Source organism: Candidatus Accumulibacter sp. ACC007 (assembly GCF_907163205.1).
GTDB classification, from domain to species: Bacteria; Pseudomonadota; Gammaproteobacteria; order Burkholderiales; family Rhodocyclaceae; genus Accumulibacter; species Accumulibacter regalis.
In genome coordinates, this window is record NZ_CAJQUD010000001.1 from 1,388,124 (window position 1) to 1,413,120 (window position 24,997).

Genomic DNA, 24,997 nt, shown 5'->3' on the forward strand with positions numbered 1-24,997 from the left:
TCCTCGCAACGTCGCTGCGCAGCATTCCGGCAGCGCCGAAAGCGAAACGACGCCAGCGGCTACGCCGCTGGCGTTGCGCTACCCCTCGCGCACCTTAGCGGCCTCGGCGAGCAACCACTTGCGAAAGGCGCTGACCACCGTACGCTCGGCGACGGCTTCAGGAACGACCAGGTAATAGGCCTGCGCCGGGCGGATGACGATGTCGAAAGGCATGGCCAGACGACCGGCAGCCACTTCGCCCTCGATCAGCTGTTTCGACGCCAGAGCAACGCCAACGCCGTCGATGGCCGCCGAGAGGAGCAGCCCCGGATCGCTGATCTGGGTGCCGCCATCGGCATCGATGCCGGTGACGCCGGCCACCTGCAGCCACTGGTCCCAGGTCGCGAGGTCGTGCTGGTCAGTGCCCGAGTCGGCCTGGTTGTGGAGAAGATTGTGACGGCGAAGATCGGCCGGCACGTTCAGGGGCCGCATTCCTTTCAGCAGGAGCGGGCTGCAGACGGCCGTATACGCAGGCGCAAAGAGCCGGTCGACGCGGCAGCCGTCGTAGTGCCCACTACCGTAGCGGATAAAGGTCTCGGTCTTGTCGTCGCGGACATCGACGCGCGCGAGGCCCGAGACATGTGCTGCGTCGACGCTATCGATGGTGTCGAGCGAAGTGGCCATGCGCAGTCGGATCTCGGGATGCGCGGCTGTGAAATCGGGCAGACGACGAATCAGCCAGCGCGCGGCGAAAGCCGGCGGTGAGGTCACCACCAGGCGCCCACCGAAGACGACCTGGCGCGTGCTCTCGATGGCGGCAGCGAAACACTCCAGCCCCTCGCGCACCTTGGGAAGCATGACCCGACCTTCGCGCGTCAGTTCCAGGGCACGCGTAAGCCGCTTGAAGAGCGGAAAGTCCAGGTATTCCTCGAGGCCACGGATCTGGTGGCTGATCGCCGTTGGCGTCACCGAAAGCTCGGCAGCGGCGTCCTTGAAGCTGAGGTGGCGGGCAGCCGCTTCGAAAGCGCGCAGTGAACTCAGGGGAGGCAGACGGTAAGTCATATGAATGAGATATTCTCATGCATCGGCTGACATTTGATCGTTTGCCGGCGCGGCGGCCAACAAATACAGTGACGGCGAACTCTCGGAGAACCGGGAACAACGCAAGGACAGAAGGAAACCCAAATGAAAACCGACCTCAACCATGACCAGATCTCAATGCTGATCGAGCGTGCCCGCAAGGAACGCAGCATCGCCGCTGGCAGAGCAATCGCCACCGCCATGCACAAGGTGCTCGACTGGATGGAAAAAGGCAGCCCGAACACCCGGCGAGCAACAGCAGAGAAGCAGAACGGATACCACCTGAGCAGCGAAGGCAGCCGCCCGAACACTTTCGACACCTCGGCCTTCGTTTGATCTTCGGCCACCGAGCAAGCACAGAGCACTGCTTACAGTGCTCTTGAAGCAGACTCTCAGCACTTCACGACAGTACAGGAACACAAGGCAAAATGAAAACCCCCCTCAGCTACGAGCAGATGACCATGATCACGGAGCGTGCTCATCGCGAGCGCAACGCCGCGATTCGCGAACTCTTCACCGCCTTCCCCGGCAAGGTGCTTGATTTCGCAGCCAGAGGCTTCGAGCGGTTTGTACGGACCCTGCTGGTGGATGCCAAGAGCGGCCTCTGAAGCTGACCCAGCTGGCCCCCTCTCCCCCGTCCCCCTGTCCCCTCGCCCACGAGAGTCGAGGGGAGTGCGGCGCGTGTGTAGCCCTGCATTCTTGATGCGACTTTCAGCGACCCCGACAGCAGCGTGAAACCCGCCTGGCGACCGGATTTCGCCCGCTCCATAGCGCTACCCTCCTCGCAATGACGTGCGGGCCGTGACAGGACGTGGCGCGTGACGTACGATCCCCTCCGGATACAGCCAGCCGCCACGGACCCCAGGATGCCCAGAATCCAGATCGACCTCCCCGAGCATTTCGCCTACTCGACCGAGATGACGCTCTATCTCAGCCACATGAACTATGCCGGACACCTCGACAATGCCTTGCTGCTGTCGCTTGTTTCAGAGGCGCGCGCGCGGTTTTTCATGAGCCTGGGCTATACCGAGCTGAACGTCGAGGGTGTCGGCATCGTCATCGCCGACGCGGCCGTGCAGTACAGGTCCGAGGCCTTTCACGGGGAAGTGATGGTCGTCGGCATGGCGGCCAGCGATTTTTCCGGCAAGGGCTGCGACCTGCCCTGGCGCATGCACGAGAAGCTCAGCCAGCGTGAAGTCGCGCGCGGCAAGACGGGCATCGTCTTCTTCGACTATGCAGCACGCAAAGTGGCGCCCGTACCGGCCAGCTTCCGCACCCGCGCCGGCGGCTGAACGCTCGCCGGCGCCCCAGCTCGTCTATGCCGGGGCGTACTCGCGTACCAGACGCTTCTGCAGATAGCCTATCTGTCTCAGCGCTTCCTTCAGGATCAGGCGATCCAGTTCATGCAGTTCGTCGGGATCGACACGGTTGGAGATGGCGTCCGCCGCGCTGCTCGCCTGCCGTTGCAGGCGAAGACGCTGGATATGCTGAAAAGCGTCGATCAGCGCCGCCATGTCGTAGGCGCCAACACCGGTCTGTTCACCGGTCACGCGCAGCCGCTCGATAGTATTCGTATCCGGTATCTGCCGGGCCAGGGCGTAGACCCGTGCGGCGTCGACGAAGGGGCGGGAACCGTGCTTCTTGAGATCGATGGTGTGCGGGAACTCCTTGTCGAGATCGGTGCGAAATCCCTTCCACCAGCTCAGCGGCGACTCCCAGTTGAGCGTGTTCTCGACCATCGCACGCAGGAAAATCGGGTAGCTGTGCGCACGCTCCAGAAGCCAGCTGCGCAGGTCGTCGGCCAGCGACTCCTGCCCATACAGGCCGCGCAGATCGAAAAAGATGCTCGCATTGAGCAAGGCTTCCGGTTGCGGGCTTTCCAGCCAGCCCGAAAACGCGGCTCGCCATTCGCTGGCAGAAAGACACCACTGCGGATTGCTGGCCATGATCTCGCCCTTGCACAGCGGAAAACCGCAGGCGTCGAGCGCCTCGTTCACGGCGCGGGCAAAAGGCAGGAAAGCGTTGCGCAGCTGCGCCGCGTGCTCGTCCGAGTCGGCGGCGAAGATCAGGCCATTGTCCTGGTCGGTGGCCAGGGTCTGCTCCAGCCTCCCTTCGGAACCGAACACCAGCCAGCACCACTGAACGTAGGGCAGCTCGAACTGGCCGGCGACCAGCTCGATGACCTGCAGGGTGAGCAGATCGTTGAGTGACGAGAGGCGGTTGCAGAGCGCGTCGGCGCTGACGCGCTCGGCGACCAGGCGGCCGACCAGTGCGCGGATCTCGACGGCCAGGTGGACCAATGTCGGCAGATCGCGCGCGGCGAGGATCGCTTTGACGAGATCGGTGCTCTGCGCACCCGGCAGGGTATACAGATCGGTCTGCGAAACGACGTTGAAGTAGCTGCCATCCGCTTCGGTGAGCACGAGATGGTGCACGCCACGCCGCACCATCACCACACTGGCCTGGTGCGCCGTACTGTTGGCCGGCATGGTAATCAGGCCGCTGGTCATCACCGCCGCGATCGGCGCCTGCAGGTCACAGGCTTCGATGGCCACACGGCGCACGACGTCGTGCAGGGTGATGATGCCCAGCGGTACCCGGCTGCCTTCGTCGACCACCACCACCGCATCGCCATGCGTTCTGTCGAGCAGTTGCAGCGTCTCGCGCACACTGGTCGATGGTCCGACCATCAACGGCAAGCCGCGCACCAGATGGCGCAGCCCGACATAGGGCGAGAAGGGGGTTACGCGTGCGCTGTGCTCAATATCGGAGTCGGGCATGGTAGGTTCTCTCACTGGCTTCGCGCGCCTGCCGCAGCGTCGTGATCCCCATTTCGGCGAGCAGAGGCAACATCTTCAGAAAGACTTCCCCGGTGACCATCGCATCGCCAAGCGCCGTATGGCGTCCGAAAACCGAGACCCCGAGGCGCTCGGCGATAGCCTCCAGGCGGTGCGTATTCTGGTTGGGCTGCAGAACCGCCGAAAGCAGCAAGGTATCGAGGACCGGATGATCGAAGCGCAGCCCGGTCTGGCGCTCCTTCATCTGCAGGAAACGCATGTCGAAGGCGGCGTTGTGACCAACCAGAACGGTGTCCGCACAAAAAGCGTGGAAGGTCGGCAGGACCGTCGTGATCACCGGCTGTCCGCTGAGCAGTTCGCGGGTGATGCCGTGAACCTTCACTGATTGCTGCGACAGCGGGCGCTTCGGGTCAACCAGCTGATCGAAGTACTCGTGACGGAGCAAGCGACGATTGACGATGCGCGTCGCACCGATCTGGATGATCTCGTCGCCGGCGGACGGCTCCAGACCGGTCGTTTCGGTATCGAAAACGGTGTACGAGAGCTCGGCGAGCGGCCGATCGTCGAGCTCGTGGCTGCCTGCCGACCAGCGAAAGATATCGAAGTCGTAGAATTCCGGGCGTTCGCCTTCGGCCGCGGAAAGGATCGTCTGCGGCCGGTCGCTGGGCCCCTCGGCCGCCGGTAGCATGGTGCGGAAGAAAGCCCGATGCGAGACGCGCTCGCGCTGAAACCAGATCTCGCCGTTGCAGCGTTCGATGACGTCAACGACGCTCAGTGGCGAGTTTTCGCCGCCGATGTTCATCGGGTCCTGCAGCCAGACCATCGCCGATTCATTGTTCAGGAAGGTCCCCATCCAGTACAGATCGAGCTGTGCCAGGTGACCGCTGCGCTTCAGCGACAGGCGCACTTCGCGCACCTCGTACTCGTCCTGCAGGCGCAGCGCCAGATAGCTCAGGGCTTGCAGAAGTCCGAAACTGTCGACGCGCAGCCAAAGGCCTTCATCGATATTCTCGGGCTTGACCGCCAGCTTGCGCTGCCCGCCATTGCCGCGCTCGGCAATCCGCCGGGCAGCCACTTCGACGAGCTCGGCGCCCAGTATTTCCTCGAGCAGCCAGCGCTCGCGCAGATCGTTTGAGAAGGCTGCCGCCGCTTTCTCGAACTGGTCAGAAAGTGCACTCGCCTCGTCGCGGATCACGCCGAGGAAGCGATCACGCTGCTGCGGCTGCATGTCCGAGAAGTCGGAAAGCATTTCGGACGCCGCGCGCAAGCTCCCCAACGGTCCGCGCCCGCCTTCGATCAGCGACTGGATCAGCGCATCGCGTCGGGCATGCCGCTCGTTGGTGCTCGTCACGTCGTCGAGAACGAGCACGAAACCGGTAATCGAAAGGCCGGCAACCTGCGCCCCGGGTTGCCCGTCGCGGCCCAGCACCGGCGACATGTGGGCGCGCATCAAGCGGCCGGCGCGGGTGGCGGTGACAAACTGCGCCGAGCCGAGCAGCTTCTTGCGATCGGCGCCCGCCTCGTCGCGACTCACCGACTGCAAACGTTCCAGCGCATGCTCGAGCAGCGCCCGATCGAATACCGTATAGATTGAACGCCCAAGGCCCAGCAATTCGCCATGGCTGCCGTCGGGCCCGGCAGAAAGTTCCTGCTTCGCGCGCTGGTTGTAGAGCAGCACGCGACCATCCAGATTGCAGACCACGACGCTCTGGCTGAGATCGGCCATCAGCGCGGCCAGACGGCTGCGCTCCTCTTCAAGCGACGCGTGGGCCTCGCGCACGCGCTCGGCGACATCGCGTTCCAGCGCGTCGCGTGCGGCGAGCAGTTGATTTGCCGCCTGCCCGAGGGCGCGCAGTTCGGGCGTCGCCGGCTCGGCCAGGCGCAGGCCGCTGTGGGCGGTCATCGCCGCCAGGTCCTCGGCCATGCGCAGTGGCGCGTTGACGTAGCGCTCGTACGAGGCGGCGATGACCAGGTAAGCGCCGCCACTCGCCGCCAGCGTAAGCATCAGGAGGGCGAAGATCCTGCCCTCGGTCGACCAGCCGCCGCCACTCGCATCGGCCCCGGTGGCCCACATTACGGTCGCCGTCGCAACCACCACGGCAAGCACAAACAGGCCGGCACACGCCGCTGCCATGTACAGCTTGCGCCTGGGCTGCACCTAGGTCTCCAGGAGCTTGCGCACCTCGGCGAGCAGCTCCTTGGTCGAGAAGGGCTTGGTCATGTAACCGTCGGCACCGAGTCCGAGACCCTTGCTGACTTCGGTGTCCCGCCCCTTGGCGGTCAACATCAGGATGCGCGTGGCGCTGAGCTCAGGGTCGGCGCGCAATGCCTGGCAGACGTCGAAACCGTTCATCTTGGGCATCATCACGTCGAGCAGGACGAGATCGGGTTTTTCGGCGCGCACCTTGGCCAGCGCTTCTTCCCCATCGCCGGCCACCAGCACCTCGAAACCCTCCCGGCGCAGCAGGAACTCGATCGAAATGACAATGTTTTGCTCGTCGTCGGCAATCAGTATTTTCTTGCTCATCAACACTCCGCTCGTGAATGAAAACGCTAAACGAACTACGCGGCCGGTGACTCATCCGCTGGCGGCTGCGCAGGCGCAAAAGGCAAGGTGAAACGAAATGTGGCGCCCTCGCCGGGGACGCTCTCGACCCACAACTGGCCACCGAAGTGTTCGACGATGCGCCGGCTGATCGGCAGCCCAAGACCCGTGCCGGACGGCTTGGCGGTCATCGTATCGCCTACCTGGCGGAACTTCTCGAAAACCAGTTGCTGATCTTCCGGGCGAATCCCGGGACCGTTGTCGGCAACGCTGACTTCCAGGCCATCTTCCCGCCGACTCAAGGTGACGCGAATGCGACCACTACCCGGCGTCAGGAACTTCACCGCATTGGAGAGCAGATTCAGCATGACCTGAATCAAGCGATCCCGATCGGCAAGAATCAGCGGTAGATTATCGGGCAGATCGACCTCGACGTGCGCCTCTTTCTCGCGCACCAGCTGACTGGTGGCAGCGATCGACTGTTCGACGACTTCTTTCAGGTCGAGCTCGCAGCCGTTCCAGTCGGCTCTGCCGGACTCGATTTTCGCCAGATCGAGCGTCTGGTTGATCAAGCGTGTCAAACGCTCGGCCTCGCTGACGATCAAGCCAAGAAAACGCTCGCGGTCGGCAAGGTGCATCTTCGGATCGTCGCGCAACAGCTCCGAAAAAGCGCGGATCGACGTCAGCGGTGTGCGTAGCTCGTGCGTCACCGAGGACATGATGTCGTCCTTGACGCGATCGAGCTCCTGGAGGCGCTCGTTGGCCTCCTGCAGTTCCAGCGTCGCTGCGGTAAGCTCGCGTGACTTGCGCTCAAGTTCGCGGCTGTAGGTGCGCAGCTGCGACGCTTCGTCGAGGATATGCATCACTTCCTCGATGCTCAGCGGCTCCTCCTTGGCCACCGAGGCAACCATCACCCGCGCCGAAGCGCTACCAATCGCTCCGGCGAGCAGGGATTCGGCGAACTGCACAAGTTTGGCATCGGCCTCCGGTGTCGAGTTGCCGTCGCGGCCGTGACGGCGGGCGAAAGCGGCAAACGCCGCCTGCGCGCGCGTCGGTCCAAGAAAGCGCCCGACAAGTTCCTGCAGGTCGCTGACCTGCGCCCGCCCGCGCCAGAGTACCGCCCCGCCCTGCCCGGTCTCCGACAGCGCGTCGACGAACAGGGTCGCCTGCGTCGCCTCGGCAACCATGGGCGGGCGCAGCAGCGACACCCCGACGTAGGCGCCGATATTGGCAAGGAAGCTCCAGAACAGGCAGTGCGAAATCTCGTCGATGCCGGTCAGACCGAACAGTTGCTGCGGCCGCAGGAGGTCGACCCCGAAAAATCCCTGGGCGAGAAAATCACCGGGAAGCCAGCCGGATTTTGCGAACGACGGCAGCAGCAGCGTGTAGGCCCAGACCGCAAAGCCTGCGCTCAGACCGGCCAGCGCGCCACCACGCGTTCCGCCGCGCCAGTACATGCCGCCGATCAGCGCCGGCGCAAACTGCGCCACGGCCGAGAAACTGATCAGGCCGATGGCGACCAGCGCGTAGGCCTCGCCCGCCAGCCGAAAGTAGAGGTAACCAAGGAGCAGGATGACCACGATGGCGCCGCGCCGGATACCGAGCAGCAGGCCGGAGAGGTCCTTCGACTCGGCGAGCGCGGCACGATTGTGGCGCAGCAGCATGGGCATCACCAGGTCGTTGCAGACCATTGTCGACAAGGCAATGGTCTCGACGATGACCATGCCGGTAGCCGACGACAATCCCCCGATGAAGACCAGTAGCGTCAGACCCTCTTGACGCTGTGACATCGGCAAGGTCAGAACGAAGGTATCGGCATCGACGCCCTGCCCGGCGAAATGCAACTGCCCGCCGACGGCGATTGGCAGGACGAAAACATTGATCAACAGCAGGTACAGCGGGAACATCCACGCCGCGCGCTTCAGGTGTGCCTCGTTGACGTTCTCGACGACGGCCACCTGAAACTGCCGCGGCAGGAAGAGAATGGCCAGCCCGGACAGGATGATCAGCGAAAACCAGCCCGTATAGCCTGCCCCCGAGGGAATGGCCGTCAGCAAACGGCGCAGCTCGTGATGGGCCTCGACATGATCGAAGATGTCACCGAAGCCGTTGTAGATGCCGTAAGTGACAAACACGCCGACGGCCATGAAGGCGACCAGTTTGACCACCGATTCCAGCGCAATCGCCGCGACCATTCCTTCGTGACGTTCGGTGGCGTCGAGATGCCGGGTCCCGAAGACGATGGTGAAGGCGGCCAGGATCAAGGCAATGTAGAAGCTGATGTCTGCCCCCACCGACATCGTCGCGCTGCGATGTGGCATGACGATTTCCGGGTAGCTGAGCAGCAGGCTGACGGTATTCGACACGGCCTTGAGCTGCAGCGAGATGTACGGAATGATGCCGACCACGGCGATGATCGTCACCAGACCGCCGAGCCCATGGCTCTTGCCGTAGCGCGAGGAAATGAAGTCGGCAATCGACGTGATGCGGTTGGCCTTGACGATGCGAATCATCTTCAGCAGCACGATCCAGCCGAGCGCCATGACCAGCGTCGGACCGAGGTAAACCGGCAGAAAGCCGATTCCCGACACGGCAGCGCGACCGACGCTGCCGTAGAAGGTCCAGGTGGTGCAGTAAACGGCCATCGACAGCGCGTAGATGGTCGGACTGGCAATGATCGAACGCCCCTGATCCGCGCGCTTGTCGCCCCACCACGCCACCGCAAACAGCAGCCCGAGATAGAGCAGCGCGACGGCGATGACTACGGGGGGTTCAAGCATGGCCGCCAGCTACTTGAGACGACGTTCGACGGCCCAGGCCATCAGGGCAATGACGACGGCCCACGCGAGAAAGATATAGACATAAAGGAGGGGAATGTTGAACACCTCCGTGGGCCGGTCGAACACCGCCAGCAGCGGATAGTTGAAGAGAACGCAGCCGGCCAGGAAGGCCGCTATCAGTCGATCACCCGCCAGGATCCTTCGCTGCATGCCACCCTCCCGCGTAGAAAGCACTTGGCGCCATCCGGGACAAAGCTCCCCGGGCCCCGCCGTGCGTCATCGTCGATTGACGATCTGCAACGGCTATACTGCCCGCCGTCCCCCCTTTGCCGAGGAAACTGCCGCCATGATCCGCCCCGCTCTCGACTGGCAGCCCCGCGCCGCCAGCAAGGCCTACTCCGACATTCGCTACGATTTTGCCGAAGGCATTGCCCGCATTGTCATCAATCGGCCCGAGCGACGCAATGCCTTTCGGCCGGAAACCGTTGCCCAGCTGATCGACGCCACTCACCAGGCACAGTTCGATCCCGAGGTCGGGGTGATCGTCCTCTGCGGTGCGGGACACGAGGCTTTCTGCTCGGGCGGTGACCAGACCGTGCGCGGCGACGATGGCGGCTACCACGACGAGGCGGGCATGCCGCATCTCAACGTCCTCGACCTGCAGATGCAGATTCGCCGTTGCCCGAAACCGGTGGTGGCGATGGTCGCCGGCTACGCCATCGGCGGCGGGCATGTCCTGCATCTGGTCTGCGACCTGACGATTGCCGCCGACAACGCCCGCTTCGGGCAGACCGGCCCGCGCGTCGGCAGCTTCGACGCCGGTCTCGGTGCCGGCCTCATGGCCCGCACCATCGGCATGAAGAGGGCCAAGGAAATCTGGCTGCTCTGCCGCCAGTACGACGCCGCCGCGGCGCTGGCCATGGGCCTGGTGAATACCGTCGTTCCGCTGGCCGAAGTCGAGGAGGAAACCGTGCGCTGGTGTCGCGACATGCTGCGCCTGTCGCCCATGGCGCTGCGCATGATCAAGGCCGGCTTCAATGCCGACACCGACGGCCTGGCCGGAATCCAGGAACTCGCCGGCAATGCCACCGGCCTGTTCTACATGACCGAGGAAGGCCAGGAAGGACGCAACGCCTGGCTCGAGAAACGGCCGCCGGATTTCTCGAAATATCGACGACGCCCGTAGCCTGGAGGGAGTGCGGCGTGCGTGTGCAGCGCCTGCGCCTGGTCACTGCCTCCTTCGCTCGATGAACATCACTGCCGCCGCGATCCATCCCTACCGCCTGCCATTGCGCGCCAGCTGGCTGACCGCGGCCGGCAGCTTCGGCGCGCGCCAAGGCTGGCTGCTGCGCCTCGACGACGAGAGTGGGGCGAGTGGCTACGGCGATTGTGCGCCACTGCCGGGGAACGCAGCGGAAACGCCCAGGCACGCCGGGTCGCAACTGTGCGCGCTGGCGCGACGCCTGATCGGCATGTCGCCAGGCGACGCTCTGCAGACCATCCACGCCCGCCCCGGCCCCGGCGACGCACCGGCGGCGCGCCTGGGCGTCGAAATGGCGCTTCTCGATCTCGCCGCGCAGGCCGCCGGACGATCACTCGCCGCCTGCCTGCTCGCCAGTCAGCGGGGGGGTTGGCCCCGTCCCTTGCCGACCGATGTGGCGGTGAATGCCGCCCTGGGCAGCCTCGCCCGGCTTGCCGACGATCGCGTACGCGCCGCCTGTGATGCGGGCTTCGGGGTCCTCAAACTCAAGCTCGGCGTGGCTTCGATCGACGACGAAATAGAACGCCTGCGACGCGTCGCGGCGCTGCTGCCGCGCGGCGTTCAATTGCGACTCGACGCCAATGGCGCCTGGAACCTTGCTGCCGCCGAAGGCTTCCTGCACGCCTGCGCCGACCTGCCGATCGAGATGCTCGAAGAGCCGCTGGCCCAGCCAACGCTGCCGCAGCTGCAAAGCCTGCAGAGGCAAACCAGGTTGGCCATAGCGATCGACGAATCGGCTTCGCTGTTCGACACCGAGCGCCTCATGGACGCAAGGCCGGTGCGCCGACTGGTGATCAAGCCGACGCGCTGCGGCGGTCTGCTGCCCGCTTTCTCGCTGGCCCAGCGGGCGCTCGGCGCCGGCCTGGAGTGCGTCGTCACCAGCAGCGTCGAAAGCGCCTGCGGCATCAGCGCAGCTGCCCATCTGGCTGTGGCGATCGACAATCGGCTGGCGCACGGGCTGGCGACCTCGGCGTGGCTGGCCGCCGACACCGGCCCGCCGCCGGCAATCGTCAACGGTCGCCTGCTCTTGCCGTCCACGGCCGGCCTGGGCTTCGCGCCCTATCAGGGAATCGTGTTTTCGCCGCTCGCGCGGCGGGCGCCGGGCTGAGGCTGTTTCCGGCGCCCGCCGGCCACCCGTGCCGGTGCCAGGCCTCAGCCGGTCACGCCACCGCTGGCGATGCGCTGGCGGAACTGGCGCAACTTGGCCTTCAGCTGGCCGGCGTTCCCCGGCCCCATGCGCAGGAGGATTTTCTGGCCCGCCGGACGCGCCTCGAGCGACGGGTCGGCGTACTCGTAGCGCACCCAGGGGCGCGGCGTCTCGCCCGCTCCCTTGACGTCGACCAGCGTCAGGGGAATCGGCTTGAGCAGATCGGGAGTCGCCAGCAACTGGTCGATGACCTCGATCAGCCGGTTGTTGAAGTATTTGCCCGGATAACCCAGCTCTTCGTAAGCCTGTTGCAGCATGGGGTACATGCGTACGTACAAAGCCACCGCAGCGTCGGTATCGACCGCCGACGCAAAACGTACGAAAGCGGTGTAACGATCGCGATTGTCGTCGGCGATGTAGGTCGCCCCGTCACGCTCGACGACCTGAAAGCGCCCCGGCGCAGGGAGCACGGGCCACAGGCGTGAGGCAGCATGGCCACGCGCAAGGTTATCGACCGTCGCCACGACGCGCTGCGCAAAACCGCTCGCCTCGACAAAGGACAACAACTGCTCACGGCCAAGCAGACCCACCAGCGCGTCGCTCACTTCGCTGCCGTTGTCGGTCAAGGGTGGCAAAGGCTGCGCAACTGGCGGCGCGACCGCTTCGATAGGGTGGTGAAAGGGCGCCGGCCCGGGCGCCGCCGGCTCGAGCACGCTGGTATTTGCTGCCCTGAGCGGAACCGGTTCTGCGCCTTGCTTTTCCTGCCGATCCTGCCACCACAGATAAGCGCTTCCGGCGACGACCAGAACGACCACTCCGGCAATCAGCGAACGTGACAAATCATTCATCAAGACCTCTCTCCATTGCAAGTTAGCCAATTCATGACGGTTCGTACCAATGTGATTTTACGCGCCCGCTGCTGGTCGCGCTGCAGCCGCTGCGCGTGCTTGCGCGACGCCATCGGAGCGGAACAGATGCATGACCTGGGCGGGAAAATCGAAGGCCAACAGCTCACCAATGGCGATGTCGTCGCGCGGGCTCTTGGCGAGCAGCGGCGTACTGGCGCCGGGCAGGTCGAGATAGACGTGGCTGAGTTCGCCAAGGCGCTCGACATGGCTGACACGCGCGCGCTGCGGCCCCTGCCCGAGCACGACGTGCTCGGGCCGGATACCCAGGGTCACCGGCTCGCCGGGTGTCAGGCCCTGCGACGACAGCCGCGCTGCGCAGAGCATGCCGCTCGCGTCGGCAATGACCTGCTCGTCGCCCAGCGACTTCACCTTGGCGTCGACAAAGTTCATCGCCGGCGAGCCGATGAAGGCGGCGACGAAACGATTGGCCGGATGGTGGTAGAGGTCCAGCGGCGGGCCCGCCTGCGCCACGCTCGGCGCGCCCCTGCGGCCAGCCAGAGGCTGCAGCAGGACAATGCGATCGGCCAGCGTCATCGCCTCGACCTGGTCGTGCGTCACATAGACCATGCTCGCCGAGCCCAGCGCACGGTGCAGCCGGGCAATCTCGAGGCGCGTGTGCACGCGCAATGCGGCGTCAAGATTGGACAAGGGCTCGTCAAACAGGAAAACCTTCGGCTGGCGGACGATGGCGCGAGCGATCGCCACCCGCTGCCGCTGGCCACCCGACAACTCCTTCGGCCGGCGCTGCAGCAGGGTTTCGAGTTGCAGAATGCGCACGGCGTCGGCGATGCGCCGCTCGATCTCGTCGGACGGCAGCTTGCGGTGCTGCAGACCGAAAGCCATGTTCTGATGGACGCTCATGTGCGGGTACAAGGCGTAGCTCTGGAAGACCATCGCCACGTTTCGCCGTGCCGGCGGCAGGTGATTGACCAGCACGCCGTCGATCTCGATCTCGCCTGCGCTGGGGTCTTCCAGGCCGGCGAGCAGACGCAGCAGCGTCGACTTGCCGCAACCCGAAGGGCCGACGAAGACGCAGAACTCGCCTGGCGAGATGCTCAGGTCGATGTCGTTCAACACCGGCGTGTTGCCGAAGTCCTTGCTGACACCGCGCAGTTCGATGCGGCTCATCGCCTCGTCCCTCGTCGCCAGCTCATGACCATCACCCCTTCACTGCCCCGGCCGAGAGGCCGGCGACGATGCGCCGCTGAAAGACCACCACCAGCGCCACCAGCGGCAGCGTGACGATCACCGACGCGGCCATGATTTTGCCCCAGGGCAGCTCGAAGCCGCTCGGCGTGCTGATCAGCGCGATCGCCACCGGCACCGTGCGCGCCTCGGTCGACAGCGTGAAGGTCAGCGCAAAGAGAAATTCGTTCCACGCAGCGATGAAGGCGAGCAGTCCGGTGGCCACCATCGCCGGCCAGAGCAGCGGCATGAAGACCCGGAAAACCAGTGTCAGCACGCCGACGCCGTCCATCGCCGCAGCCTCTTCGAGCTCCTTGGGCAACTGGCGCATGAAGGTCACCAGCACCCAGACGGTGAACGGCAGGGTCAGCACCAGGTCGGCGACGACCAGCGCGCCGAGCGTGTCGTACATGGCCAAGGCGCGCACCAGCTCGAACATCCCCGACAGTACCGCCACCTGCGGCAGCATCGACGCCGAAAGGATGAGCATCAACAGCAGTCCACGACCGCGAAACTCGACCCGCCCGAACGCCCACGCGGCCATCAGGCTGAGGACCAGCGACAGCGTCACGACGCTGCCGGCAACGAGCAGCGAGTTGAGCAGGTTCTGCGCAAACGGCTGCTCGGTGAAAACGCCGCTGTAGTTGGCAAAGGTCGGCGCCTCGGGCCACAGCGTCGGAGAGAAGAGCGCGCTGCCCTGCTTGAACGAAGTCGACAGCGCGTAGAGCAGCGGAAAGATCGAGACGAAGATGAACAGCAGCGAGGCGGCCCAGTAGGCGATTAAACCCCAGGGAAAGCGACGCCGGCCCGGCGCTGCACGGCGCTGCGAGGTCCTCGCTGACCCCTCCGCTGCGTTCCCTCCACTCATCGCGCCGCCCGCTCGACCGTCTTGCCCAGCAAGCCCATGGCGACGATGCTGAGCAGCGCGATCATGAAGAACAGGGAGGTCGCGGCGGCCGAGCCGTAGCCGACCAGGCCGAAATCGATCAACTGCTCGCGCACGAAGACCGACATGCTCTGCGTATCGCGGCTGTTGGAAGTCATGACGTAGATCAGGTCGAAGACACGCAGCGCGTAGAGCGTGCGGAAAATCATCGCCACCAGCAGGCCGGGCATGATCAGAGGCAGCGTGATGCGGCGGAAGACCTGCCAGCGCGGCACGCCGTCCACCCGCGCCGCTTCGTAGCAGTCCACCGGTACCATCTGCAGCGCCGCCAGGATCAGCAGCGCCATGTAGGGGGTGGCTTTCCAGACGTCGACCAGCACGACGCTGAACAGCGACAGCTGCGGGTCGGCGGTCCACGCCAGCGGCACGGCGATCACGCCAAGCGCCAGAAGGTGATGGTTCACGATGCCGAACTGGTCGTGCAGCATCCAGCTCCATATCTTCGCCGAGACCACCGTCGGTATCGCCCAGGGCACCAGCAGTGCCGCACGCAGGAGCGTACGCAGGCGCGAAGCCTGGTTGAGCAGCAACGCAACGCCCAGTCCGAGCAGCGTTTCGAGCCCGACCGAAAGAGCGGTGAACAGCAGGGTGTTGCCGACCGCCTGCCACCAGTCCGGGCTGGCCAGCAGGCCGTACTCGCCGACGTAGTTTTCCAGACCGATGAACGCGTAGTCGCCAAGGCTCGACAAGTCGCTGTCGGTCAGGCTGAACCAGATCGTGCGCAGCAGCGGCCAGCCGCCGACCGCAGCCAGAACGACCAGCATCGGCGCCGCCATCCACCAGGCATGGCGCACGCGCTGCGCGGCGAGCCCGCCGCGCAAGCGCATGCCGTCACGCGGCAGGTCGGCAATCACCGCCACTTGCCGCGCCGGCTGAGCCGCTGCAACGACTGTTCGAGCCGGGCCAGCGCCTGCTCGGGCGTCGCCTTGCCCGACAGGGTGTCGTGGGCGGCGTTCCAGAACTGGTGGCTGACCTGGTTGTAGCGCACGCCGGTAACCGTGGTCGGGCGTGCAACGGCGCTGGTGAACGCCCCCAACAGCTCGCCCATGAACGGGTTGGCCTGCAGGATCTCGGCGTCCTGGTAGAGCGCGGCGATCGTCGGGTTGAACGAGCCACGCAGCGCACGATCCTTCTGCACCGCGGCGCTGGTCATGTACAGCACCAGATCAGCCGCGGCGGCCGGGTGTAGCGAGTATTTGGAGACGGCCAGCGATTCGCCGCCGAGCGTCGCCGCGTGCCGCCCTGCGCCAGCGCCTTTTGGCAACACCGCCACGCCGACCCGGCCGCGGATGACGCTGCCTTCGGCCTGCGCCAGCGCCCAGGCGTATGGCCAGTTGCGCATGAACGCCGCGTTGCCGGCCTGGAAGACGCCGCGCGACTCCTCTTCGGCGTAGTTGAGCACCGCCGTCGGCGAGATGCTGCCGACCCACGCCGCCGCCGTCTTCAGCGCCAGCGCAGCGCGTGGGTTGTCGATGCCGATCTTGCCACTCGCGTCGACGATGCTGCCGCCGTCGTGGCTGGCCACCCACTCCAGCGCATTGCAGGTCAGGCCTTCGTAGGCGCGGCCCTGCCAGACGTAGCCCCACATGCGCTCGTTGCCGGCCGCGCGCTCGCCATCCTGGATCACGCGCGCGCTGGCCGTCAGTTCCTCCCAGGTCACAGGCACCTGCCGCCCGTATTTGTGCAGCAGGTCGCTGCGGTAGAAGAGCAGACCGGCGTTGGCAAACCAGGGCATCGCCAGCAGCTGACCGTGGCTGGTGTTGTTGGCGACGAAGCCGGGAAAATGCTGCTCCTCGACGCCTTTGGCGTAGGGCCGCAAATCGAGCAGGTGGCCGCCCAGAAGGCCCGGCCAGATGACGTCGACCTGCAGGACATCGATCCTGTCGGAGCGCGCGGCAAGCAACTGCTGGTACAGCGCCAGCCGCTCGCTGGCGTCGTTGGGTGGGGTGACGATCTTCAGCGTGTGGCCGGTCTTCCTGGCCCACGCGTCGGCAGCGCCTTTGCAGAACTCCAGTTCCTGGCCCACACCCGAGCAGGCGACGCTAATCGTGGCAGCATCCGCGGCCGGCATGGCGCGAAGGCTGCCAAGCAAGGCCATGCCGACGAGAAACAGACTGCTGACAGAGCGGCTACTGGGGAGTTGCATGCGATGTCTCCGGTGTTTGCGGGTGCCGGTGCGCGAGACAACGATCAGGCAAACGCCTGTCGCCAGTTTGCGAGCATTGTAGCCGATGCGCCCAAGGGCTCGAACGATGGCCTGCCGCCCGGCACGTTAGAATGCGCTGCCTGAACAACGCCGGAAGGAAGAAATGAAAGTCGATTGGCTGGAGACACTGCTCACCCGTGTGGGCGGAAACGACGCAACCCTGCTGCTGGTTCTGCAGGTGTTTCTGGTCGTTCTCGGCGTGGTGGTGGCGAACTTCATCCTGCGCCGAGTGCTTGCCCGCCTGGAGGCTCGCACACAGCAGACCTCGACCCCCTGGGACAACGCCCTGGTCTCGGCGGCGCGCCAGCCGCTCACGGTCGTCGCCTGGGTGCTCGGCCTGTCCTTTGCCGCGCGCATCGTCGAGAGGGGGACCGATGCGACGGTCTTCGAGATCATCGACCCGCTGCGTGTCATCGGCGTAATCGCCTGCATCGCCTGGTTTCTCGTGCGCTTCATCGGCAATGTTCAGGAGGCCATAATCGCCCAGCGTCTGGCACGGGGCGAGTCGATCGACCGTACCACCGTCGACGCGATCGGCAAGCTGCTGCGCGTATCGGTGCTCATCACCGCCGCGCTCGTCGGTCTGCAAAGTCTGGGATTCTCGATTTCCGGTGTCCTTGCCTTCGGCGGCATCGGCGGCATTGCCGTCGGCTTTGCGGCCAAGGATTTGCTCGCCAACTTTTTCGGCGGCCTGATGGTGTACCTCGATCGCCCCTTTGCCGTGGGCGACTGGATCCGCTCACCCGACAAGGACATCGAGGGTACCGTCGAAGAGATCGGCTGGCGTCTGACCCGCATCCGCACCTTCGACAAACGCCCGCTCTACGTGCCGAACGGCATCTTCGCGCAGATTGCCGTGGAGAATCCGTCGCGCATGAGCAATCGCCGCATCAAGGAAACAGTGGGCGTACGTTACGACGACGTCGCCAAGGTCGCCGCCATCACCGCCGACATCAAGGCCATGTTGCGCAGCCACCCGGAGATCGATCAGCAGCAGACGATGATCGTCAACCTCGAGCAGTTCTCGGCGAGTTCTCTGGACATCCTCGTCTACACCTTCACCAGGACGACGGCGTGGGTCGAATTCCACGAGATCAAGCAGGACGTGATGCTGAAGATCGCCGAAATCGTCGCCCGCCACGGTGCCGAGATCGCCTTCCCAACGCGTACCCTGCACGTCACCAGCGGCCAGGACCGTGCGCCGTCGGAAGGCTAGCTGGCAAAACGATCGACCGGCAAGCAACGCCCGCCCAACGCCCCGACGCGGGAACGGGGGCTTTCGCCCCCGCTCCTTCCGTTGCTCGTGGCCAGTTCTTCAATAGACGTCGTGCTGGGTGTTGAAGACGTTGAACTTGCCGGTCGGCGTGATCAGCTCCGGGTCCTTGATCACCGCTTTCAGCTTGCGCGTCTTGTCGTCGACGACGACCAGTGCCGACTTCTTGTCCTTGGCGCTCCAGACCGAGAACCAGACCTCGTCACCGGCCACGTTGTACTCGGGTTGAACGATGCGCCTGGCGCCATCGTCGCCAAGGTCGGCCCAGTCGCCGATCGGCAGGACTTCAAACCCCTTGTCCAGATTCCTGATGTCGAAAACCGCGACCGACTGACTGATCCTGGCTTCCGGATTGAGCGGGGTATCGACCCACAGGTTGGTCGATTTCGGGTGCGTCTTGATGAACAGTGAGCCACTTCCCTGCCCGGTAAGCGTTTGCACGACCTTCCACGCCTGTGCCTTGTGCTTGACCGGGTCGGTGCCGATCAGGCTGATGAACTCGTCGCCGAGGTCGCTGGTCGCCCAGACGGGTCCAAACTTCGGATGGACGAAATTGGCGCCGCGTCCAGGATGCGGGATCTTGCCGACGTCGACCAGCGCCGCCAGTTTGTCTTCCTTGGTGTCGACCACGGCGATCTTGTTCGAGGCATTGGCGGCAACCATGAAGTAACGCCCGGTCGAGTCAAAGCCCCCGTCATGCAGGAAACGCGCGGCGTCGATGATCGTGATCTTCAGGTTCTTGAGGTCCGAGTAATTGACGGCCATGATCTTGCCGGTTTCCTTGGCATTGACGATGAACTCGGGGTTGTAGTGCGAACCGACGATCGACGCCACGCGCGGTTCCGGATGGTATTCCTGCGTATCGACCGTCGAACCGCGTGTCGATACGATCTTCAGCGGGTTCAGCGTGTCACCGTCCATGATCACGAACTGCGGCGGCCAGTAGGTGCCGGCGATCGCGTACTTGTCCTCGTAACCCTTGTACTTCGACGTTTCGACCGAACGCGCTTCGAGGCCGACCTTGATCTCGGCGACGTTGGTCGGCTCGGGCATCCACAGGTCGATCAGGTTGATGCGCGCATCGCGACCGATCACGTACAGGTAGCGCCCCGACTTCGACATCCGCGAAATGTGTACGGCGTAGCCGGTCGGCAGAATCTTGACGATCTTCTTGGTCTTGCCGTCGATCAACGCGATCTTGCCTGCGTCACGCAGCGTCACCGAGAAGAGGTTGTCCAGGTCCAGCTTGTTCATCTTCTTCGTCGGGCGCTGCTCGGGCGGCACGTTGACCTTCAGCGACGCCATCATCTCCTTCATTCCCCATTCCGGCGGCACCGGCGGTTCCTGCTGGACGTAACGCGCCATCATGTCGACTTCGGCTTCGGTCAGTTCCCCGGAAGTTCCCCAGTTCGGCATCCCGCCGGGCGAACCGTAGTTGATGAAAACCTTCAGATACTCCGTTCCATTGGCCAGCGTCTTGTCGGTGGTCAGTGGCTTTCCGGTTGCCCCCTTGCGCAAGACGCCATGGCAACCGGCGCAGCGCTGGAAGTAAATGTTCTTGGCTTTGTCAAACTCCTCCTTGGTCATTGGAGGCGCTTTCGGGTTGATGTTCTGGTGCATTTCTGCCTGACCGACCGGTGACGAACCGGACGCCTGGTACTTCTGTTCCTCCTGTGACACGTTCTTCTTGTCAGTCTCCTGGGCCAACGCGCCACTCACCGCCAGAGGCAAGGTGGCGGCAAACAACACTGCCACCGTACGCAATCCATGATAATTGGTCATTTCGCAAGATCCTCCTTTTGAGCCGTGCAGCCGACAAAACGCCAGGCTGCGGTGACGTTTTACGCCCGCCCTACCGAATAGTTGTTGACTCTAGTCAACTATTCGCGATTCTGCCGCGCGTCACGGCCGCCAAAAGCTCGAACCTGCAACTCGTGGTCGCCGAGCTCAGCGCCGATGCGATGCAGAGGAAATCAGAACTTACGCCGACGGCCGGCGCGGCGCAGACAGTAACCGCCACGAATCAGTATGGCCGTTGTGTCCAGCACCCTGGCTGGAAAGCACACAGGCGATCCGCGCTAGGCGGCGCCGGCTGTGTTGGCTCGTGAGGGCCCCGACGCCATCGCCACACCTGACCTCGTCGTCGATATTGTCTGCACTGGCCGGCAACCTTGACGACCAGAAACGAAGACTGAATATATCTGCCCAGCGCAGTCATTGAAGTGATCTGACTGTCGACCATCCGCGTCGTTTGCAAGACGCCCAGTTACACGATTCCTTAAGGCTGTATAGAATCCGCAAACTTAGCGCGAAAAGCCTGCTCCGAGATGGCTTCGACTATGTCGCATGACACCGAGTCACGAATCCGGCGGTGGTTTCATGCAGCAGATGGGTTTCCGATAACAGGGTTAAACTCGGCCGACGAAACCGATCGCCGAGCTCGCAAGCCCTGCCACCGCGGTGTTTGACGCACACGGAGTGACGTTCCACACGCCGTCGTTTCATTCCCGACTTGCCGCGCCTGGCCCGTGCGGATGGATCAGCTTCAACCTTGGGCCACTGTAAATTATCTCTTCCACACCACAAGGAGGCTCTGCAAATGAAAAAGATCGCTGCAGCGGTATTGGCCCTATCCGTCTTGACGCCTGCGTTGGCTCAAGACCGGCAGTTCTTGCCGAAACCCGACGTCGAAGCGCTTGCCACCGACAAGAAATGGATTCACATCCGCGTGATGGATCAAGACAAAGTCGTTTGGGACATCCGCAGTGGCGGCGCGTTCTATGGCAACAACCTGAGCAAGAATAACAGCGACAGTGGCACCTGGTTGGTGACCGATCAAGGCCAATTGTGTGTGAAGTGGCGAGGCCGATCCCAAGATCGATGTGTTGCGATATTGGCGGAGGGTGAAAAATTCAAGATGGTTGACGCCAATGACTTGAAGGGGACTTACGCCGAACTGACCGTCGAATAGCGGGAAATCCATGCCTGATCGCTGCGGAAGCAGCGGTCGACACTGAAGGCCTGCAAGCTGCGCTTGCAGTGCCCTTCGCGCCGGGCCTTCTCACCGCCCCGTCACGTCGAGCGTTGAGGCGCCACCCATCGCGGCTACTCGAAAATCAACATGCCCGCGAGCGCAAACATCGTCATGCCGATCAGCGAGTCGAGAATGCGCCACGAGACGGGTTTCGCGAACAGCGGGGCCAGGAAACGCGCTCCGTAGCCGAGGGCAAAGAACCAGACAAAGCTCGCCCCAACCGCTCCCGTGCCAAACAGCCACCTTCCTTCTTCTCTTTGACTGGCCAGAGAGCCGAGAAGGATCACCGTATCCAGATAGACGTGCGGGTTCAGGAAGGTAAAGCCGAGACAGGTCGCCAGGGCAACGCCGAGCGGTGCCGCGCTCCCGGCGTCGACGATGAGCCGTTCCGGTTTGAGTGCGCGCCGTGCCGATGCCAGCCCGTAAACGAACAGGAATAGCGCTCCGCCGTAGCGAGCAAGGCTGAGAAAGGTCGGCTGAGCCTGGATCACCGCCCCCAGCCCGGCAACGCCGGCGGCGATCAGCAGCGCGTCGGCGCTGGCGCAGACAAGCACCACCGGCAGGACGTGTTCGCGGCGGACGCCTTGGCGAAGCACATAGGAATTCTGCGCCCCTATGGCGACGATGAGCACCGCGCCGGAAAGGAATCCGGCGATCAGATCAGCAGGCATGATGGGTCGGTGAATGGGTCGGTGAAGTGGGCAAGGCGGTCAGCTTATGCTGCGCCACGACACGAAACCAGTTAAAGTTCATTATCATTCATTAGAATTGCTAATCCATGAAGATCGACAACGCCCAGTTGGCTGCCTTCGCCGAAGCCATCCGCGAAGGCAGTTTCGACCTCGCCGCGCGGAAGTTGAACGTGACGCCATCGGCGATCAGCCAGCGCATCAAGTTGCTGGAAGAGCGCATTGGGCAGGTTCTCATCCAGCGCTCCACGCCCTGCCAGGCGACTGCCGCCGGACGCCCTCTGCTACGGTACGCGGAAGAACTTGCCCTGCTGGAAGCCGAGGCTCTCACCGCACTGGGGGTGGTCGATGCCGAAGCCGGCGCCGCATCCAGCGTGCGTATTCCGATGGTGATCAACGCCGATTCCCTGGATAGCTGGTTCCTCGACGTCTTCGATGATCTCGCCGCCAGTGCGGCCATGACCCTCGACCTGCGCGTCGAGGATCAGGATCACTCGCTGCTCCTGCTGCGCGAAGGCGCGGCGATGGCCGGGGTCAGCGCCAGCCCCAAAGCGGTTCAGGGCTGCCGGGTCGAACCGCTCGGCGTGATGCGCTACCTGGCCATGGCGTCGCCGCCCTATGTCGAGCGCTACTTCGCCGCTGGGGTCGATGCCGAAACGCTGAACGCGGCTCCGATGCTGATGTTCAACAAGAAGGATGGCCTGCAGCAGGTTTTTCTGGCCCGGCTCATCGGCGACGCCGTCATCAAGCCACCGACGCACTACCTGCCCACCACGCGATCGTTTGCTGAGGCAGTGCTGCGCGGAATGACCTGGGGAATGATCCCCGAACAGCTGGCCGAGACGCACCTCAAGGCGGGCCACCTCATTGAGCTCGCGCCGCAGCATTGCCTGGACATTCCGCTTTTCTGGCATCGCTGGCGGATCGCGTCGTCAGCGCTGGAGTCTCTCAGCCGACTGGTGCATGGGGCAGCAAGAAAGGCGCTACGCGCACAGAAAGCCGTCTAAGGTAGGGTTGCACGCCGTGTGGAAGCCATGAATTCCAGGCACGACGACCGTTTCAAACTACTTAAATGGCGCACCCTGAGCATGGTCACGAAGGCGACGCCAGGCAAGCATCAGAGGGCGTCGACGATGGCCAGACCAACGTCACTGGTACTCGCGGCGCCACCCATGTCCGGTGTGCGTGGGCCGTCGACGAGCACGCTCTCGATGGCGCGGAGAATCGCATCGTGCGCAGCACCATGGCCGGCATCGCCCTGGCCCAGGAAGTCGAGCATCATCGCCCCGGACCATATCATTCCAATCGGGTTGGCGATATTGCGCCCGTAGATGTCCGGCGCCGAACCGTGAACGGGTTCGAACAGCGAGGGGAAGTCGCGCTCGGGATTGAGGTTCGCCGACGGCGCGATGCCGATGGTACCGGCGCAGGCGGGGCCGAGGTCGGAGAGGATGTCGCCGAAAAGGTTGGAAGCCACGACCACGTCGAAACGCTCCGGGCTGAGCACGAAACGCGCGCAGAGGATGTCGATGTGGTACTTGTCGCAGCGCACCTCCGGGTAGCTCGCCGCCATCGCCTCGACCCGCTCGTCCCAGTACGGCATGCTGATCGCCATGCCGTTCGACTTGGTGGCGGAAGTCAGGTGTTTCTTCGGGCGCCGCTGCGCGAGATCGAAGGCATACTTGAGGATGCGGTCCACTCCCTTGCGGGTAAAAATCGATTCCTGCAGGACGGTTTCCCGTTCCGTGCCTTCGAACATCCGCCCGCCGACCGCCGAGTACTCGCCTTCGGTGTTTTCACGAACGACGTAAAAGTCGATGTCGCCGACCTTGCGGTTGGCCAGGGGACAGGGAACGCCGGGCATCAGGCGGACCGGGCGCAAATTCACGTACTGGTCGAAACCGCGCCTGAACTTGAGCAGCGACCCCCACAGCGAGATATGGTCGGGCACCTTGTCTGGCCAGCCGGCGGCGCCGAAATAGAGGGCGTCGAAGCTCTTGAGTTGCTCGAACCAGTCGGCCGGCATCATCTCGCCGTGCTGCAGGTAGTAGTCGCAGTTCGCCCAGTCGATCGTCGTGAACTGCAGGTCGAGGTCGAACCTGTCGGCGGCCGCGGCGAGCACGCGCAGGCCTTCGGGCATGACTTCCCTGCCGATGCCGTCGCCGGCGATGACGGCGATTCTGTGGGTGCTCATGCTGCCCTCCGTGTTTGTTGGCCCTTGCTCGCGAGCACTCCCACCGTTCAGGACGGGAGCAGGAAATTACCATAGCCGACGGCGATCGGCTTGTCGGGATCCGCCTGATAGGCGGTGACGCGGATATTGGCCACGCGGCTGCCCAGCTTGACCATCTGCATCGTCGCCCGTGTATCCTGCAGCTTGCCGCTGCGCAGGTAGTCGATGGTGAAATCGACCGTCTTGGGAATGGCCTCCGAATCCCGGTGCCAGAGCAGGAACAGGATCGCCGCACATTCCATGAAACCGGCGGTCGCACCACCGTGCAAGGCGGGCAGCCAGGGGTTTCCCACCAGCCGATCGTCGCCCGGGAGAACACAGGTCAGGCGCTCGCCCTTGACTTCCATGCGCACGCGCAGGAAGACAGCGAACGGGATAGCCTGGATCAGGCGATCCCAGTCGTCGTTCGCGCGCGCGGCGCGAACTGCGTCGGACAGTTTCATTCAGTTTCCCTTGCCGCCATGGGTGTCGCGCCGCCGGTGAACATGTAGATGCCGACGGCAGTGGCTATCGCCGCGCCGGGGTCGTCGTGATAAACGCTGCCCCTGACGAAGGCGACATTGGCCGTGAGCTTGTGGCAATCGCCGACGCAAAGGATGTCCTGCCCGGCAGTGGAGCGCTGCAGATGCTCGATGCGCAGATCGAGGGTGGCAAAGCCGCGTCGCTCGCTGAGCCGGCGATGGACCGCGTAACCGAAAGTGGTATCGACCAGCGCGGCGATCGCGCCGACGTGCAGGGCACCGCTTTCCGGATCGCCAATCAGCTCGGGCCGGTAAGGAAGGCGCAGGATGCAGCCGCGCTCGGTCAGTTCGCCGAAGCGCAGGTCGAGCTCCCGGTTATAGGGAAGGAAGCTGAGTTTCTTCTGCCACTGCTCAAGGGTCGGATCGCTTGTCGCGGCCATCAGGATGGGACCCCCGAAAAGAAGGGAAAACT

At 64.1% G+C, this 24,997-nt stretch carries 24 protein-coding genes; 8 read left to right on the top strand and 16 right to left on the bottom strand.

The genetic code is table 11. The features are described 5' to 3' along the window. Positions 1-78 precede the first annotated feature (78 nt). A complete protein-coding gene (gene gcvA / locus QZ634_RS06015; protein WP_291986400.1) occupies positions 79-1,041 on the bottom strand; it encodes a transcriptional regulator GcvA in 963 nt (320 codons plus the stop codon). A 123-nt stretch (positions 1,042-1,164) separates the two neighbouring features. On the opposite strand from gcvA, the gene QZ634_RS06020 reads away from it, so the two are divergent. From QZ634_RS06020 to QZ634_RS06030, 3 genes are all read left to right on the top strand, one after another. After that, positions 1,165-1,395 carry a hypothetical protein gene (locus tag QZ634_RS06020; protein ID WP_291986402.1) on the top strand — a complete coding sequence of 77 codons (231 nt, stop codon included), beginning with the start codon at positions 1,165-1,167 and terminating at the stop codon, positions 1,393-1,395. Between the two features lie 92 nt (positions 1,396-1,487). After that, the gene (locus QZ634_RS06025; protein ID WP_291986404.1) at positions 1,488-1,667 is read left to right on the top strand and encodes a hypothetical protein; all 180 of its coding nucleotides are present in this window, start codon (positions 1,488-1,490) and stop codon (positions 1,665-1,667) included. 258 nt (positions 1,668-1,925) lie between these two features. Further along, positions 1,926-2,351: a thioesterase family protein gene (locus tag QZ634_RS06030; protein WP_291986406.1), complete on the top strand. Its 426-nt coding sequence runs from the start codon at positions 1,926-1,928 to the stop codon at positions 2,349-2,351. Positions 2,352-2,375: 24 nt separating this feature from the next. Here QZ634_RS06030 and QZ634_RS06035 read toward each other — a convergent pair whose 3' ends face one another. The 5 genes from QZ634_RS06035 to QZ634_RS06055 are packed head-to-tail and all read right to left on the bottom strand — an operon-like array spanning position 2,376 to position 9,392. After that, positions 2,376-3,839 carry a DUF294 nucleotidyltransferase-like domain-containing protein gene (locus QZ634_RS06035; protein ID WP_291986408.1) on the bottom strand — a complete coding sequence of 488 codons (1,464 nt, stop codon included), beginning with the start codon at positions 3,837-3,839 and terminating at the stop codon, positions 2,376-2,378. Further along, on the bottom strand, positions 3,820-6,015 hold the full coding sequence (locus QZ634_RS06040; RefSeq protein WP_291986409.1) for an exonuclease domain-containing protein: 2,196 nt from the start codon (positions 6,013-6,015) through the stop codon (positions 3,820-3,822). Before QZ634_RS06040 ends, QZ634_RS06035 begins: the two co-directional genes overlap by 20 nt. Next, positions 6,016-6,384, bottom strand: a complete 369-nt coding sequence (locus tag QZ634_RS06045; RefSeq protein ID WP_291986412.1) for a response regulator — start codon at positions 6,382-6,384, stop codon at positions 6,016-6,018. A 35-nt stretch (positions 6,385-6,419) separates the two neighbouring features. Then, the gene (locus QZ634_RS06050; RefSeq protein WP_291986414.1) at positions 6,420-9,182 is read right to left on the bottom strand and encodes a sensor histidine kinase; all 2,763 of its coding nucleotides are present in this window, start codon (positions 9,180-9,182) and stop codon (positions 6,420-6,422) included. Between the two features lie 9 nt (positions 9,183-9,191). Continuing rightward, a complete protein-coding gene (locus QZ634_RS06055; protein ID WP_291986416.1) occupies positions 9,192-9,392 on the bottom strand; it encodes a hypothetical protein in 201 nt (66 codons plus the stop codon). A gap of 136 nt (positions 9,393-9,528) precedes the next feature. On the opposite strand from QZ634_RS06055, the gene menB reads away from it, so the two are divergent. Both menB and menC read left to right on the top strand, forming a co-directional pair. Next, positions 9,529-10,368, top strand: coding sequence for a 1,4-dihydroxy-2-naphthoyl-CoA synthase (gene menB, locus QZ634_RS06060; protein ID WP_291986418.1), 840 nt, complete (start codon positions 9,529-9,531; stop codon positions 10,366-10,368). Positions 10,369-10,429: 61 nt separating this feature from the next. Further along, on the top strand, positions 10,430-11,551 hold the full coding sequence (gene menC / locus QZ634_RS06065; RefSeq protein ID WP_291986420.1) for an o-succinylbenzoate synthase: 1,122 nt from the start codon (positions 10,430-10,432) through the stop codon (positions 11,549-11,551). A gap of 44 nt (positions 11,552-11,595) precedes the next feature. Here menC and QZ634_RS06070 read toward each other — a convergent pair whose 3' ends face one another. From QZ634_RS06070 to QZ634_RS06090, 5 genes are read right to left on the bottom strand one after another with little or no spacing between them, the layout of a single operon-like run. Further along, on the bottom strand, positions 11,596-12,438 hold the full coding sequence (locus tag QZ634_RS06070; RefSeq protein WP_291986422.1) for a DUF3014 domain-containing protein: 843 nt from the start codon (positions 12,436-12,438) through the stop codon (positions 11,596-11,598). 57 nt (positions 12,439-12,495) lie between these two features. Continuing rightward, positions 12,496-13,626, bottom strand: coding sequence for an ATP-binding cassette domain-containing protein (locus QZ634_RS06075; protein ID WP_291986423.1), 1,131 nt, complete (start codon positions 13,624-13,626; stop codon positions 12,496-12,498). 31 nt (positions 13,627-13,657) lie between these two features. Beyond that, the gene (locus QZ634_RS06080; RefSeq protein ID WP_291986426.1) at positions 13,658-14,551 is read right to left on the bottom strand and encodes a carbohydrate ABC transporter permease; all 894 of its coding nucleotides are present in this window, start codon (positions 14,549-14,551) and stop codon (positions 13,658-13,660) included. Continuing rightward, complete coding sequence (locus QZ634_RS06085) at positions 14,548-15,456, bottom strand: sugar ABC transporter permease (RefSeq protein ID WP_291988040.1); 909 nt, start codon at positions 15,454-15,456, stop codon at positions 14,548-14,550. Before QZ634_RS06085 ends, QZ634_RS06080 begins: the two co-directional genes overlap by 4 nt. Positions 15,457-15,479: 23 nt before the next feature. Continuing rightward, a complete protein-coding gene (locus QZ634_RS06090) occupies positions 15,480-16,727 on the bottom strand; it encodes an ABC transporter substrate-binding protein (RefSeq protein ID WP_291988042.1) in 1,248 nt (415 codons plus the stop codon). A gap of 211 nt (positions 16,728-16,938) precedes the next feature. On the opposite strand from QZ634_RS06090, the gene QZ634_RS06095 reads away from it, so the two are divergent. Next, a complete protein-coding gene (locus tag QZ634_RS06095; RefSeq protein WP_291986427.1) occupies positions 16,939-18,051 on the top strand; it encodes a mechanosensitive ion channel family protein in 1,113 nt (370 codons plus the stop codon). A gap of 99 nt (positions 18,052-18,150) precedes the next feature. Here QZ634_RS06095 and QZ634_RS06100 read toward each other — a convergent pair whose 3' ends face one another. Beyond that, entirely contained in the window at positions 18,151-19,890 is a 1,740-nt protein-coding gene (locus QZ634_RS06100; RefSeq protein ID WP_291986429.1) for a nitrite reductase, read from the bottom strand. Positions 19,891-20,707: 817 nt separating this feature from the next. Between QZ634_RS06100 and QZ634_RS06105 the strand changes: the two genes are divergently transcribed. After that, entirely contained in the window at positions 20,708-21,079 is a 372-nt protein-coding gene (locus tag QZ634_RS06105) for a hypothetical protein (RefSeq protein ID WP_291986431.1), read from the top strand. 134 nt (positions 21,080-21,213) lie between these two features. Here the strand turns inward: QZ634_RS06105 and QZ634_RS06110 are convergent, their stop codons facing one another. Continuing rightward, positions 21,214-21,813, bottom strand: coding sequence for a LysE/ArgO family amino acid transporter (locus QZ634_RS06110; RefSeq protein ID WP_291986433.1), 600 nt, complete (start codon positions 21,811-21,813; stop codon positions 21,214-21,216). Between the two features lie 107 nt (positions 21,814-21,920). Here QZ634_RS06110 and QZ634_RS06115 point away from each other — a divergent pair, with 107 nt between their 5' ends. Then, on the top strand, positions 21,921-22,838 hold the full coding sequence (locus tag QZ634_RS06115; RefSeq protein ID WP_291986435.1) for a LysR family transcriptional regulator ArgP: 918 nt from the start codon (positions 21,921-21,923) through the stop codon (positions 22,836-22,838). Between the two features lie 110 nt (positions 22,839-22,948). Here the strand turns inward: QZ634_RS06115 and QZ634_RS06120 are convergent, their stop codons facing one another. Genes QZ634_RS06120 through QZ634_RS06130 form a run of 3 tightly spaced genes read right to left on the bottom strand, consistent with a single transcriptional unit; the run spans position 22,949 to position 24,965 of the window. Next, complete coding sequence (locus QZ634_RS06120; protein ID WP_291986437.1) at positions 22,949-24,025, bottom strand: tartrate dehydrogenase; 1,077 nt, start codon at positions 24,023-24,025, stop codon at positions 22,949-22,951. Between the two features lie 47 nt (positions 24,026-24,072). Then, positions 24,073-24,507, bottom strand: coding sequence for a PaaI family thioesterase (locus QZ634_RS06125; RefSeq protein ID WP_291986439.1), 435 nt, complete (start codon positions 24,505-24,507; stop codon positions 24,073-24,075). Further along, positions 24,504-24,965: a PaaI family thioesterase gene (locus QZ634_RS06130; protein ID WP_291986441.1), complete on the bottom strand. Its 462-nt coding sequence runs from the start codon at positions 24,963-24,965 to the stop codon at positions 24,504-24,506. The genes QZ634_RS06125 and QZ634_RS06130 overlap by 4 nt, the downstream gene beginning before the upstream one ends. Positions 24,966-24,997 lie beyond the last annotated feature (32 nt).